The following is a 13,940-nucleotide window of genomic DNA, read 5'->3' on the forward strand; positions in this document are numbered from 1 at the left end:
TCCGTTTCCCTTGGACCTTTTCCTCACACTGGGCTTTTTGTGTGGCATGGAGGTTCAGCATGGATAGAAAAGTCTTGAAGGGTGTAAGGTTAGGCCTTACAGTCGAAAGATCATGATTCGCAGTTTCAGGCACAAAGGCCTGCGTTTGATGTACCAGCGGGGTGATACCTCAGGGGTCAGAGGCGATCATGTTGCCAGGCTAAGGCGTTTGCTTGCATCTCTTGAGGTTGCTCAATGCCCCTCGGACTTGGACCGCCCGGGCAATCGGCTTCATCCACTGCGAGGGGAGTTGCGCAGCTTTTGGGCGGTTAATGTATCGGGCAATTGGCGGCTGGTGTTCCGCTTTATTGGTACCGATGTCGAGCTGATCGACTATCTGGATTATCACTAGGAGACTAAGAGCCATGCCCATGCACAACCCACCCCACCCAGGCGAAGCCTTGCGCGAAGACGTTCTGCCGGCGATCGGCATGAACGTCTCTAACTTGGCCCGTCATCTCGGCTATTCCCGAGGGCAGCTGTCTACGGTGCTCAACGGCCGCTCGGCCATTTCCGCCGACCTTGCCTTGCGCCTTGAACTGGCAGGCCTGGGCAGCGCCCGTCAGTACCTGGCCGAGCAGGCCGCCTACGACCTTTGGCAGGCTGCGCAACGTGAGCACCCGCCTATCGCCCGGCTTACCTTCGCCTGAGCCTCAATCCGCATCCGACTCAAACAACCGCTCCAGTTCAACCCGCGCTTCCTTGGCGGTCTGCATCACCTTGGCGCGGTCATCGCGGACCTGGCCTTGGGCTTCAAGCACCTGTTCGTCATGCTCGGTGAAGCGGGCGATGCGGTCGTCGGCCTGTGCGGTGCTCAGCCCCAGCCCGACCAGGGCGCGGCGGGTCATCTCAAGGCTTGAGTAGAACGTCTCGCGGATAGGCTCGGCGCCGACATCCAGCAGCTTGTGCACATGCTGTCGGTTGCGCGCCCGGGCGATGACTTTCAGGTGCGGGTACAGGCGCTTGACCCGTTCGGCGGTGCGCGTGGTCAGCTCCGGGTCATCGGTGGTGATCACAAAATACTCAGCCTCGCCGACCTTGGCTGCATGCAGCACCTCCGGGCGCAGCGGGTCGCCGTAGAACACCGGGGCCTGCTCGAACATGCGCGTCATCTCGATGGCGTCCACCGAGGTTTCCAGGGCCACGAAGGGGATTTTCTGCGCGCGCAGGATGCGCGAGACGATCTGGCCCATGCGGCCCATGCCGACGATCACCACGCGTGGCGTGCCGGCATCGATGCGCTTGTACTGCTCCGGCACCTCACGCTGCGCCTGCGGGCGCTTCAGGGCGCGGGCGCAGCCGAGCATCAGCAGTGGGGTCAGGGCCATCGACAGGGTGATGGTCATCATCAGCAGGTCGTAGGTCTGGGTGTCGAACAGGCCCTGGTCCTTGCCCAGCTTGAACACCACGAAGGCGAACTCGCCACCGGCCGCCAGCACCATGCCCAGGCGCAAGGCGCTGGCGCTGTTCAGCCCTCCGGCCAGGCGGCCGGTGCCGAACAACAGGGCAAGCTTTACGGCGATCAGCAGCAGTGTCAGGCCCAACAGCACCAGCGGCATTTCCAGCAGCAGGCCAAGGTTGGCACCCATGCCGACGCTGATGAAGAACAGCCCCAGCAACAGGCCCTTGAAGGGTTCGATCTGCGATTCCAGTTCGTGCCGGTATTCCGAGTCGGCCAGCAGCAGCCCGGCGAGGAACGCGCCCAGGGCCATGGAAATGCCGGCCTCTTCCATCAACCAGGCGGTGCCTATGACCACCAGCAGCGCCGTGGCGGTGGAGACCTCCGGCAAGCCGGTGCGGGCGACGATGCGAAACAGCGGGCGCAGCAGGTAGCGCCCGCCGACGATGACGATGGCGATGCTGGCGAACACTTTCAGGCCATGTTCCAGGCTGTCGCCGTGGCTGGTGTCGGGGCCACTGGCGGCAAGCAGTGGCACCAGGGCGATCAGCGGGATGGCGGCGATGTCCTGGAACAGCAGGATGGCAAACGCCAGGCGCCCGTGCGGCACGTTGAGCTGCTTGCTTTCGGCCAGGCTCTGCAGGCCGAGGGCGGTTGACGACAGCGCCAGGCCCAGGCCGAGCACGATGGCGGCGGGTAGCGTCTGGCTGAAGCCGAACAGGGCGATGGCGCCGATCACTGCACCGGTCAGCAGCACCTGGGCGGCGCCTACGCCGAACACGGCTTTGCGCATCAGCCACAGGCGTCGAGGGGACAGCTCCAGGCCGATGATGAACAGCAGCAGAACCACGCCCAGTTCAGAGATGTGCGAGACGCTTTCGGTATCGCGGATCAGTCCGAGCGCCTGTGGGCCGATGGCGACACCGGCCAGCAGATAGCCGATCACTGCACCCAGTTGCAGGCGTTTGGCGAGTGGCACGGCGATGACTGCGGCGAGCAGGAAGATAACTGCGGTTTGAAGAAGGCTGCCTTCGTGTGGCATGGGGGCGGGCTCCGTGAACTGCCGGGGCAGCGGTCATGTAATGGGGTCGCGCATTTTGCGTAACGGGGCGCGTTGCGACAATTGCCCTGAAGGTGAACGCATCGTCCTGTTGATATGACCATGGCCGCGCTGGTCGGGGCTGCTGCGCACGCGTGGCTGGGCGCGTTCTTTGTAGGAGCGGCCTTGCGTCGCGAAAGGGCTGCGTAGCGGCCCCATGATCTCGGCCAGCCGCAATATCGCTGGGGCTGCTACGCAGCCCTTTCGCGACGCAAGGCCGCTCCTACAGAGCTCGTTTTCAGCCGCGAGAGTGATGCCCTGACAGGTTTAAGCCAACCCCCCACCACCAAACTGCGCCCGGTACTGGTTGGGGGTCATGCCGATGCGCTCGCAGAACACCTTGCGCATATGCCGGTCACTGCCAAACCCGCTGCGTGCGGCGACTACCTTCAGCGGCAGGTCGGACGCTTCGAGCAGCTTGCGGGCATGGTCGATGCGCGCATTCTGCAAGTACTGCAACGGCGTAACCCCTACCTCGCGCTGGAACGCCCGGGCAAAGTTGCGTGCACTCATGGCCACCAGTTCGGCCATTTTCTGCACGGTGAAAGCCTCCTCGATGTGGTCGACGATGTAGGCCTGCACCCGCGCCGTGGGGCTACCATCGCGTGGCACCGCCGCCAGCAGCGGGCCGTAGGGCAACTGCCCGCCCTGGCGATGACGTGCCACCAGCAGCACCTTGGCCACCTCCAGCGCCAGGTGCTTGCCGTGGTCTTCAGCCACCACCGCCAGCGCCAGGTCGATACCGGCAGTGATGCCGCCGGAGGTGATGAGGTCGCGGTCCACCACGTAGATTTGTTCGGTCTCGACCCGCGCCTGGGGGAACTGCCGGGCCAGGCGCTCGACGTAATTCCAGTGCGTGGTGCAGCGATAGCCGCCCAACAGCCCGGCGCGCCCGAGCAGAAAAACCCCGGTGCAGATCGCCCCAAAACGCCTGGCACTGCGCGCAGCCCCCGGCAGCCAGCGCTCCAGCCCCGGCAATGCCACGTCATAGGCCCCCGGGCCACCGGGGACCAGCAGCAGGTCGACGGCTGGCGGCAGGTCTTGCAGTTGCGCGTCAGCCAGCACCCGCAGCCCACACGAGCCGCGCACCGGTTCGCTGCCCTCGGCGAGGGTGAGCAGGTGGTAGCGTTGGTCTGGGGCAAGAAACCGGTTGGCGATGGCAAAGGCATCCAAAGGGCCGGTGACATCCAGCATCAGGACATCGTTGAAAAGCACCATCGCAACCGTTTTGGACATGACCATTCACCTTGATCGCCGCCTGCGCAGGCGGCCTGAAACCAGACATGCCCGGCATCTTAAGGTATCGGTATAGCGTGCCGGGCCAGCAATGTTGATAAAAACGCTCGGGCAAGCGCAACACCCCTGGCGCCACAGGGTAAAGCGCAATTAACAACTATTAAGGTTCGGCTCAGGACTTTGTCATGTCGCGGGCGCCAGACTTTCTCCATCGAAACAGGAGCGTCGTCATGGCCGCTGAACCCGCCCCCGACTACCGGCTTACCCCGCCCGGCGCGTTGACCGCACAGCGCCTGCGCCAGGCCAAGGAACTGATGCTGCACAGCCCGCTGTCGATCATCGAGATCGCAAGCTTGTGCCACCTCACCCGCAGCCACTTCTCGCGCGCCTTCAAAGTCACCACCGGCCTGTCGCCGCAGGCCTGGCGCCTGCGGGCGCGGATGGAAAAGGCCAAGCGCCTGCTGGCCACCGAAGTGCCAATCACCCATGTGAGCCTTGAGTGCGGGTTCTGCGACCAGTCACATTTCACCCGCGCCTTCAGCCGTTTGGTCGGCCAGCCGCCCAAGGCGTGGCGCCAGTCGGCGCGGCATCCTTAAATCCATGTCATCCACTGGTATAGGCCCCAGGGCCAATACCGCCGTTGCACCCATCCAAGGAGTCACCCTCGTGAGCCAACCTGACTACAAGCGCTTGAACAAAGACGATGCCGTCGTGCTGCTGGTGGACCACCAGACCGGCCTGATTTCGCTGGTGCAGGACTTCTCGCCCAACGAGTTCAAGAACAACGTGCTGGCGCTGGGCGACCTGGCCAAGTTCTTTGGCCTGCCGACCATCCTCACCACCAGTTTCGAGCAAGGCCCCAACGGCCCGCTGGTGCCCGAGCTCAAGGAAATGTTCCCGGATGCGCCGTACATCGCCCGCCCTGGCCAGATCAACGCCTGGGACAACGAAGATTTCGTCAAGGCGATCAAGGCCACCGGCCGCAAGCAACTGATCATCGCCGGTGTGGTGACCGATGTCTGCGTGGCGTTCCCGACCCTGTCGGCACTGGCCGAGGGCTTTGAAGTGTTCGTTGTGACCGATGCCTCGGGCACGTTCAACGAGACTGTGCAGCAGGCCGCATGGGCACGCATGACCCAGGCTGGCGCGCAGATGATGAACTGGTTCTCGGTGGCCTGTGAGCTGCACCGCGACTGGCGCAACGACATCGAAGGGCTGGGCAACCTGCTGTCGCAGCGGATCCCCAACTACCGCAACCTGATGAACAGCTATTCGGCGCTGACTGCGCGCTGAATCCAGCTACGGCCGCTCGGCACTGTAGGAGCGGCCTTGTGCCGCGAAAGGGGTGCGAAGCGCCCCCAGGATTTGTCCATCACTCAGATACCGCCGGGGCTGCTTTGCAGCCCTTTCGCGGCGCAAGGCCGCTCCTACAGGCCTGCGTGCGCCGTTACTGCGCAACCGGCACACTGAAACAGATGCAGCACCCACCCAGCTCGGACGCCAGTGCCTGCAAGCGCCCACCATGGGCCTGCACCACCGACCGGCAGATCGCCAGCCCCATGCCCAGGCCGCTGCTCTTGGTCGTATGGAATGCCTCGAACACCTGCTCACGCGCATCCGCGGCGATGCCGGGGCCATTGTCCTCGACCCGCACCAGCACCTCGCCATTGCCCAGCACCGAACTGATGCGCAGCACGCCATCGCTGCGGTAGCCGGCCAGTGCCTCAAGCGCATTGGTGATCAGGTTGTACACCAACTGTTGCATCTGCACCGGGTCGGCCTGCACCGTCACCTCGGCGTCAAGTTGCGCCTGCACTGTCACCTGACACTTGTGCGCATCTGCCGACACCAGGCGAACCACCTGCACAATCACCTCGTCGAGCTTGAGCGCCTGAAGCTGCATCGGCGCCTGCTTGGCCAGCGCGCGCAAGGCGCGAACGATATTGGCGGCGCGCTCGCTGTCAGCACGTATGTCTTCAAGCCCGGCGATGGCCTCGTCCAGGTCCGGCTTGCCGCGCTTGAGCCAGCGCAGGCTGGCAGCGGCGTTGGAGGCGATGCCCAGCAGCGGCTGGCTGATTTCGTGGGCGATGGACACCGACAGCTCGTTCATCACCTGCAGGTGCGCACTGCGCGCAAGCTCTGCCCGCGAGCGGCGCAGCTCGGCCTCCATCTGTGCGCGGGTCTGGTTGTCTTCGGCAAGGCGGGTGTAGAACTTGGCCGTCTGTAGCGACACGGCCGCTTGCGCCGCCAGAATCTCCAGCATCGCCAGGCGCTGGCCGCTGAACAGGTTGGGCACCAGGCGGTTTTCCAGGTACACCAGGCCAATCGGCACGCCCTGGATCACCAGCGGCAGGCACAACACCGAACGGGCGCCACGGGCGTGCAGGTCCTGGCGGAAGGCCTCCGGGCAGTCGGCCTGGGCGTCGTGCAGCAGCAGCGCTTTCTTGCTGTGCAAGGTGGCGTTGATGATCGAGCGCGGCGCCTGGGTCATGAACTTCTGGCAGTGCTCCATGCTGACCCGCAAGCCGTCGTCGTCAATGTCGGCCAGCGCCGCCATCTGAAATTCGGCTCCGCTGACAATCAGCAACGCGCCACGGTCGGCGCCGGCATGCTGCACCAACTGGCCCATCAGTGTTTCGATCAGACCTTCGAGCAGCACCTCCTCCGACAGCGCCCGTGCCGCTTGCAGGCCGGCTTCCAGGTCGAGGTTGGCCTGTGTGCCGCTGCGCAAGGTTTCCTGCACAGGCTGGGTGCGCAAGAACGGGTGCAGGGTTTCGAGCTGGCGCACCTTGCCGGCGGCACCCCACAAGTGGAAACAGTCGCGGGCGATGCGCAGGTGCAGGTTGGCCCCCGAAATCAGCCCGCTGGGGATGCACACCTCGGCCAGTTGCTCGTGGGCAAGCGCCTGCTCGTGGATGAAGCCTGCGGCAGTGGCGGCAATTTGCGCCTGATCGAAACAGCGAATGGCCGAAAGCCCGTCGCCTTGCAGGCGGGCGATCAGCCCTTCGATCAGCAGCACCTTGTTGCGGAAGGTGGCCGGGTTGAACTGCGCCCAGTCGCTGAAACGCTGGCGCAGCTCGGCCAGGCGCGCAAGCTTGTGCTGCTGGGTGCCGGCCGCTTCCGGGCTGCCCAGGGTGAGGGCCTGGAACAGGTGCAGGTCGGCCAGGTTGATATGCGCCGGAGCTGCCCAGGCCAAGGTGCCTGCGCGCTCCAAAGTGGCGCTGGCCTGGCGGATATCGCCCAGGTAAAACGCCGCCATGCCGGCGAACAGGCACTGGAAGAACCGCGTGGTGCACGACCCGGTCTCTTCGCAGCGGCCACGGGCGCCCGGGCCGTCGCTCAGGTCGGCGACGAAAGCGTGCTGGGCCAGCAGAATGTGCTCGATATCGCGGTAGCCATAGCCGCGCACGCAGGCCAGGCCCTGGGCAATCTCGGCCCCCACCTCGGGCAGAGGCTGGCCCATCACCAAGGCGTCGGACACCGCGTGGTTGCGCGCGTAGCAGGCCATGGCCAGGTCGCCGGAGACCCCCACCGACGCCATTGCATCCAGCGCCGTGCGCCGGGCGAACGCCATGGGCGAGGTCCAGGCGCTGACCTGGTCCAAGGCCAACAGGGAGCTGGTCAAGTCACATTCAAGGCCGTGGCGCTCGATCAGTTTGACGGCGGCCAGGCAGTACGCGTGGGCGTCGTGATAGGCGCCGAAGCGCTCGGCGCACATCACCCCGAACCAGGCCAGGCCATAGGTGCTGCCGGGGGCGACGCCGTGGGTGAGTGACAATTCGAGGATATGCGCCAGGTGCAGAAACCGCAGATCATCCGGTACGAAGAACGACGACGACAGGGTTGCGAGCAGAGCAATGGCCGCCTGCACTTCGGCACACTCGGCCCGTGGCAGTGCCTCCAGGCAGTGGCGGCCTTGCGCGTCGATCAACGCCCACACCCGCGCGTAGTGCGCTTCAACCTGCTGCGGGTCATTGCCCCTGGCAAGCTCGATGCCCAGCAGGCGCAGCCCACTCAGGGCATCGTCGATGGCGCCGTGGTAGTCCGAGCACAGGGTCTTGAGGCGGGCTTGCAGGCGGTATGCCGTGGCCTGTTCGAGCGCGGTGCTGGCATGGTAGTGGCAGTCGCGGATCCCGGCCTCGGCCTGGGGCATGCGTGACAGCAGCATGTCGCATTCGGCGGCCAGGCAGGCCAGGGCAAAGGCATGGCTATCGGCTTGCGGGCAGCGTAGTTGCAGCGCACGAGCCGCTTGCAGAAAGCCTGCCGCTTGCTCATGGGCCACCGCGTCGCGGGCTTGCGCAGCGGCTTCGAGCAGCACCGGCAGAAAGTCTGCGCACTCTTGGGCCGTGAAGTTGCCAGGTGCTGCGCGCTGCAACTGGTTGGCCAGCTCGAACACCGCTTCATGCGGGTGTTCGCGGCCCATCTGCCACATGGCCCGGGCAATCCGCGCGTGCTGTGCGGCGCGGTCGCAGGCCGGGGTCAGCTGGTAGGCGGCCTCCTGCACACGGTCATGGGCAAAGCCCAGGCCTTGGGCGCCAGCGGCTAGAAAACCTGCTTCGGTCAGCGCCTTGAGGCGGCCGTCGAGGCGCTCGCAAGGCTGGGTGATCAAGCGGCGCAGCAACTGCGTGTCGAAGCGCCCGCCGGTGGCGCCGGCTACCCGCAGCAGCTCGCGCTGGCCGGACGGCAGGCGGGTCAGGCGCTGGATCATCAGGTCGGCAACATTGTCGGCATAGCGGTGGGCGGCCACCGCCTCCAGCGACCAGGCCCAGCGCATGGCGTGGGTGTCGAAGGCAAACAGGCGGTCTTCGACCAGCGCGCGCAGAATCTGCCGGATGAAAAAAGGGTTGCCGGCGGTTTTAGCGTGCACCAGCTCGGCCACCGGCTGCGCAGCGGCTGGCTCGACGTGGAAGCGGGTGCAGATCAGTTCGACCACCGCCGCAACCGGCAACGGCTGCAAGGCCAGGCGCTGGCAACGCAGCGCGGTCACGCCGCCCGGCAGCTCAGCAAACGTGGCAGTGGGGTGCGCGTCGTCGCAGCGCCGGGCCAGTATCAGCAACAGGCCGCGTGGCGGGCGTGCCAGTACTGCGTGCAGCAGCTGACGGCTGGCGTCGTCGGCCCACTGCAGGTCGTCGATGAAGATAGCCAGTGGCCGGCCGGGTGGGCTGAGCGCTTCGAGAAAATCGACGATGGCGTGGTGTTCTTTTTCCAGCGCCAGGCGCGTGGGCTTGTCGGGAAAGCCCGCGCTCGCGCCGATGACCAGTTGCAGCTCTGGCGCCAGTTTGGCCAGCAGTTGGCCACGGCCCTTGAGGCGCTGGCGCAGGTGCTCGCCGATGGCCTCCAGGTCGGTGCTGTTGCGGGCCAGCAACTGGGTCGCCAAGGTGCCGAGAATTTCGACCCACGGCGCGTAGGGCACCGCCTGTTCAAGGCTGTTGCACTTGCCTGTGGCCCAGTAGCCCCTGGCGCTGGCTTTGAGCGATGCCTGCACCAGGCTCGACTTGCCCATGCCCGTGGCGCCGCTGACAAGCAGGCCTTGCGCGGTACTGTCGCGGCGCAACGGGTCGAGCAGGCGGGCGATGGTCTGTTGTTCGGCATCGCGCCCGTAAAGGCGCTCGCCGGCTGGAGGTACCAGGTCGGCGCAGCCGGGGGTGAACGGCGCAATATCGGCATGCGCCGCCCATTGCCGCTGGCAATGGGCAAGGTCGATGGCCAGCGCTTCGGCGCTTTGGTAGCGCGCGTCTGGCTCCTTGGCCAGGGCCTTGGCAAGGATCTGGCTGATGGGCGCAGGCAGCGTCGGGTCTACCTCGCCAGCAGGGCGGGGTTGCACGCCGGCGTGCAGTTGGCGCCAGTGCTGGGTGTCGCGCCCGGCCAGTGGCAACTCGCCGAGCAGCCACTGATAAAGGATCGCCCCCAGGGCATAGATATCGCTGCGCCGGTCAGTATTGCTGCCGTGTGGGCACACTTGCTCCGGTGCCAGGTACGCCCAGTTGCCGAGCGGGTTGCCGATGCTTTCGGCAGCCTCTGCGCGCCAGCCGCCGATGCGCACCTGGGCCTGTTCGCCTATCAGAAAATGGTGTGCTTGCAGGGCACCGTGCAGGGCGTTGCCGCGCTGGGCGAGGGCCAGGGTGCTGGCTGCGTTTACCGCCAGTTGCAAGAAGGTGTCGAGGGTAGGGCGGCCCTGGCTGATCAGGTCGGCCAGTGACAGGCCCGCCGGATACACCAGCAACGGGCCTTCTGCCGAGCGTACGAAGGCCGCCGGCAACACCGCCCAGGCCGGGTCCAGCGCCAGCCGGTAGTCGCGCTCCAGGCGCAGGCAGGCGGCCGGCGATTCTACCGGGGCGCGAATGGCGATCCAGGCCTGGCGGCGGGCGGCGTCGAACAGGCGAAAGTGGCACAGCTCACCCTCCTGGCCGAGGGGCACCGAGGTGCAGCGGCCAAGCCAGTGTTCGTCTATCGACGGATCGTTGTCGATGGGCACGAGAACGAGGCGTTCATCGAGCATCATGGCCCCTCCAGACGGCTTGCGAGCCTGAGTATACGGAGCGCTCAGGCGTGCAAAGCCGGTGCGCGGCGGCTTGGCAGGAACGGGAACCATTCTGACCGTAATGGCCCCCTCGCCAGACGGCGTGGGGCGTGCGGCTGTGTATAGTCAAATCACCCTGTTATCCCTCGGGATAATGGTTCCTGCGTGTGTCCCGGCCTACAGTGGCGGGGCCGCACAATTGCCCAGCCAGTGATAGTCGAGGACGCGATGATCCGCATAGGCAAAGCCATGGTGTCGTTGGAGCGGCGCGAGGCGTTTCGTGACGGCCAGCCGATCCCGCTGGGCGGCCGCGCGTTCGAGGTGCTGGCAACGCTGGTGCGCGCAAACGGGCGGGTGGTGAGCAAGGATGAACTGTTCAGCCAGGTTTGGTCGGGCACCGTGGTCGAGGACAACAACCTGCAGGTGCAGGTGTCGCTGCTGCGCAAGTGGCTGGGCGACAAGCAGGTGATCCAGACCGTGCCACGCCGCGGCTATCGGTTGCAGGCCGACCTTGCGCCAGACACCTCGGTGCTGGCCGCTGGCCGTGCAGCCTACCCGCTCGACAGCCACGCGCTGGAGCCCGCAGGCCAGGCCGTGCCGGTGCTGGTGGTGGACGATGACCCGTCGGTGCGCGCAGCGCTGGGCCGGCTGTTCCGCGCCGAAGATATCCCCCACCGCTTGTATGCCTCGGCTGAAGAGTTGCTTGAGCAGCAGTGGGACACTCCCTATGCCTGCCTGCTGCTGGATATCAACCTGCCAGCAGCGTCCGGGCTTGAGTTGCAGCGGGCGCTGCGCCGGCTCGACCTGCCGTGGCCAATCGTGTTCATGACCGGCTACGGCACCATCCCGCTGACCGTCCAGGCCATGCGCGCCGGGGCATTGGAGTTTCTTACCAAACCCTTCGACGAGTACCAGTTGCTGACGCTGCTGGGCACTGTGCGTGCCCGCGCAGTCAGCGCCGGGCGCGAGTGGCGCCATGCGCGCCAGGTGCGCGACAAGTACCAGCGCCTGACCCCGCGTGAGCGCGAGGTGTTCGCACTGGTGGTGGCGGGGCTGGCGCACAAGGAGATTGCCCGGCAAATCGGCACCAGCGAGGTGACCACCAAGGTGCACAAGAAGAACATCATGAACAAGATGCAGTCCCGCTCGCTGGTGGAACTGGTGGCCATGCATCGGCTGGTTGAAGGCGATGGCCGGGCCGAAGACCAGGGCGCCGCATGAGCAGGCCGGGGCAGCGCGACAAAGTGCGAGTGTGCATTGTCGACGATGATGCCTCGGTGCGTAAAAGCCTGGCCAACCTGCTGCGCTCGGCGGGGTTCGAGGCCTACCCCTTCGCGGATGGCGATACGTTTCTGGCATCGGCCCAGGCGCATGATGCGGACTGTGCGTTGGTCGACCTGAAGATGCCAGGCCGCAGCGGCCAGGAGATCCAGCGCGAGCTGCGCCGGCTGGGTTGTACATTGCCGGTGATCTGTATGTCGGCGCACTGGGACCCCGCGGCGCGCGATGCCTCGCTGGGGCAGGGCGCGATTGCATGCCTGGGCAAGCCGTTCACTGAAGAGGCGTTGCTTGAGGCAGTGGCGGTGGCGTTGGCCAAGTGATGGTTTTTAACCTGCCCCGGCGTTTTTGCACTTCACGCCGTCTCGTGTAGGAGCGGCCTTGCGTCGCGAAAGGGCCGCGTAGCGGCCCCAGGATGTTAGCCACCTGCACTATCGCCGGGGCTGCTTTGCAGCCCTTTCGCGGCACAAGGCCGCTCCTACACCAGACCGCGCAGTCTGCACGCCGGCAATCAAAATAATATCAAAACAATATTACCAATACCGGCACTTTGATATCTAAACAATTTATCCCCCGCACTTTGAACTATCTCGTAGTTCAAACTTCTTAGTGTCTAATTCCTCGCGAATTTTCCTACACAAATGCTATTCAAGGGACTGAAGGCATGTTTGCCCGTTTCGGTGGACTCATCGTCTGCCTCTCTCTTTTTATTCCAACACTGGCCCTGGCCCAAACTCCCGGCGACCGCGACCTGATTCGCGACCGCCAGCAGCGCCTGCTCGACGAGCAGCAAAAGCGCCTGGACGAGTTGCGCCAACTGCCCGGTGAAGCCCCCGCGCAACCGTTGGCCCCAGCCGATGACCAGCGCTGTTTCGAGATCGGCGAGATCCGCCTGCAAGGCGTCACCTTGCTCAGCCCAACCGAGCAGCAGCAACTGCTGGAGCCCTTTGTCGGCCAGTGCCTGGGCGCCGGGCAACTGAACAACGTGCTCAAGGCGGTCACCACTGCTTATATCGACCGTGGCTACGTCACTTCCCGCGCCTACCTGCCGCAGCAGGACCTGTCCACCGGCGTGCTCAACATCGTCGTGGTCGAAGGGCGCCTGGAAGGCCTGGACAGCTCGGCGATGGCCAGTGACCGGGAACTGGCCATGGCCTTCCCTGGCAAGGTGGGCGAGCCGCTCGACCTGCGCGAGCTGGAGCAACTGGTCGACCAGCTCAACCGCTTGCCCTCGCGCCCTGCGCAGCTGGAGCTGCTGCCGGGCGAGGCGGTCGGTGGCAGCCGCGTTGGCCTGCAAGGCGAACGCGACAAGCCTTGGCGCGTGGCCCTGAGCCGCCACAACGACGGGCAAAAGAGTACCGGCGAGCAGCAATGGGGCGTGGGCCTGGAGTGGGACAGCCCGCTGGGCCTGGCCGACCAACTCAGCCTGCGCGCCAGCGGTGATGCCGTCAGCGACCATGACCGCCATTCGCACAGCCAGAGCCTGATGTACCAAGTGCCCTATGGCTGGTGGAACCTCAGCTACAGCTACAGCCAGAGCTACTACCGCACCGTGCTCAAGGACAACGGCCCGGACATCGAATTCGATGGCGACAGCCAGATCCACAGCCTGCGCGCCGACCGCGTGCTGCACCGCGACGGGGTGAGCAAGACCGGCATGACCCTGGGCCTGAGCCACCTGCGCACCAACAATTTCATCCTCGGCAACCGCATCGACACCTCCAGTACCCGCCTCAGCGAAATGCAGGTGGGTTTCAACCATGGCCGCCGTATCGGCAGCGCCTACGTCAACGGCGATATCGGCTGGCAACGCGGGATCGGCGCTTTCGACGCCCAGGGCGAGGGCAACCCCCGTGGCGGCGCGCCGGTTGCCCGCTACAACAAGTACACCCTGACCCTGAGCTACCTGCAGCCGTTCGCGCTGTGGGGCGAAGCCTTCAGCTTCGACAGCCTCGCCTACGGGCAAAAAAGTGAAGACGTGCTGTACAGCCCCCAGCGCGTGAGCATTGGCGGGCTGGCCTCGGTGCGTGGTTTTCAGGATGAGTCGTTGTCTGGCGACAGCGGCGGCTACTGGCGTAACCAACTGCGCTGGCGCCGGCCCGTCACCTGGGAGCCGCTACGCCCGTTCGTTCACGAATACAGCGTGGCCTTTGCCTATGACGTCGGTGTGATTCAGCACGGGCGCTACAACAAGGGCGAGTCCGGGCGCATGTCCGGCAACGCCATCGAGCTGGCCGCCCGGGGTGAAAACGTGGCGGCGTCGGTCAGCTTTGCCCGCTCGCTGGAGCGCCCTGATGCGTTGGAGCGCGGTGAGCGCCCGGTGTATTTCCGATTCGACGTGTTTTTCTGACAAGCCGGCCGGATGGCCG

10 protein-coding genes are annotated in these 13,940 nt (G+C 65.4%); 7 read left to right on the plus strand and 3 right to left on the minus strand.

Annotated features, from left to right (window positions below):
- Positions 1-112 precede the first annotated feature (112 nt).
- Entirely contained in the window at positions 113-391 is a 279-nt protein-coding gene (locus HU719_RS13015) for a type II toxin-antitoxin system RelE/ParE family toxin (RefSeq protein ID WP_186520851.1), read from the plus strand.
- A 13-nt stretch (positions 392-404) separates the two neighbouring features.
- A complete protein-coding gene (locus HU719_RS13020; RefSeq protein ID WP_186520850.1) occupies positions 405-689 on the plus strand; it encodes a HigA family addiction module antitoxin in 285 nt (94 codons plus the stop codon).
- 3 nt (positions 690-692) lie between these two features.
- Here the strand turns inward: HU719_RS13020 and HU719_RS13025 are convergent, their stop codons facing one another.
- Positions 693-2,480 carry a monovalent cation:proton antiporter-2 (CPA2) family protein gene (locus tag HU719_RS13025; protein ID WP_186535915.1) on the minus strand — a complete coding sequence of 596 codons (1,788 nt, stop codon included), beginning with the start codon at positions 2,478-2,480 and terminating at the stop codon, positions 693-695.
- Positions 2,481-2,804: 324 nt separating this feature from the next.
- Positions 2,805-3,773 carry a GlxA family transcriptional regulator gene (locus HU719_RS13030; RefSeq protein WP_437179669.1) on the minus strand — a complete coding sequence of 323 codons (969 nt, stop codon included), beginning with the start codon at positions 3,771-3,773 and terminating at the stop codon, positions 2,805-2,807.
- Between the two features lie 230 nt (positions 3,774-4,003).
- Between HU719_RS13030 and HU719_RS13035 the strand changes: the two genes are divergently transcribed.
- Together HU719_RS13035 and ycaC are read left to right on the plus strand one after the other, a co-directional pair.
- On the plus strand, positions 4,004-4,369 hold the full coding sequence (locus HU719_RS13035; protein WP_186523605.1) for a helix-turn-helix transcriptional regulator: 366 nt from the start codon (positions 4,004-4,006) through the stop codon (positions 4,367-4,369).
- Between the two features lie 70 nt (positions 4,370-4,439).
- Positions 4,440-5,066 (plus strand): isochorismate family cysteine hydrolase YcaC, encoded by a 627-nt coding sequence (ycaC, locus tag HU719_RS13040; RefSeq protein ID WP_172222600.1) that lies wholly within the window; start codon positions 4,440-4,442, stop codon positions 5,064-5,066.
- A 154-nt stretch (positions 5,067-5,220) separates the two neighbouring features.
- Here ycaC and HU719_RS13045 read toward each other — a convergent pair whose 3' ends face one another.
- Positions 5,221-10,272: a trifunctional serine/threonine-protein kinase/ATP-binding protein/sensor histidine kinase gene (locus HU719_RS13045; RefSeq protein ID WP_186535946.1), complete on the minus strand. Its 5,052-nt coding sequence runs from the start codon at positions 10,270-10,272 to the stop codon at positions 5,221-5,223.
- A gap of 249 nt (positions 10,273-10,521) precedes the next feature.
- Between HU719_RS13045 and HU719_RS13050 the strand changes: the two genes are divergently transcribed.
- From HU719_RS13050 to HU719_RS13060, 3 genes are all read left to right on the plus strand, one after another.
- A complete protein-coding gene (locus HU719_RS13050) occupies positions 10,522-11,514 on the plus strand; it encodes a response regulator (RefSeq protein ID WP_186535921.1) in 993 nt (330 codons plus the stop codon).
- Positions 11,515-11,543: 29 nt separating this feature from the next.
- Positions 11,544-11,894 (plus strand): response regulator transcription factor, encoded by a 351-nt coding sequence (locus HU719_RS13055; protein WP_186535948.1) that lies wholly within the window; start codon positions 11,544-11,546, stop codon positions 11,892-11,894.
- A gap of 341 nt (positions 11,895-12,235) precedes the next feature.
- Positions 12,236-13,921 (plus strand): ShlB/FhaC/HecB family hemolysin secretion/activation protein, encoded by a 1,686-nt coding sequence (locus tag HU719_RS13060; protein ID WP_186535923.1) that lies wholly within the window; start codon positions 12,236-12,238, stop codon positions 13,919-13,921.
- Positions 13,922-13,940: the final 19 nt, after the last annotated feature.

It is taken from the genome of Pseudomonas farsensis, assembly GCF_014268805.2.
In the GTDB taxonomy this organism is placed as follows: Bacteria; Pseudomonadota; Gammaproteobacteria; order Pseudomonadales; family Pseudomonadaceae; genus Aquipseudomonas; species Aquipseudomonas farsensis.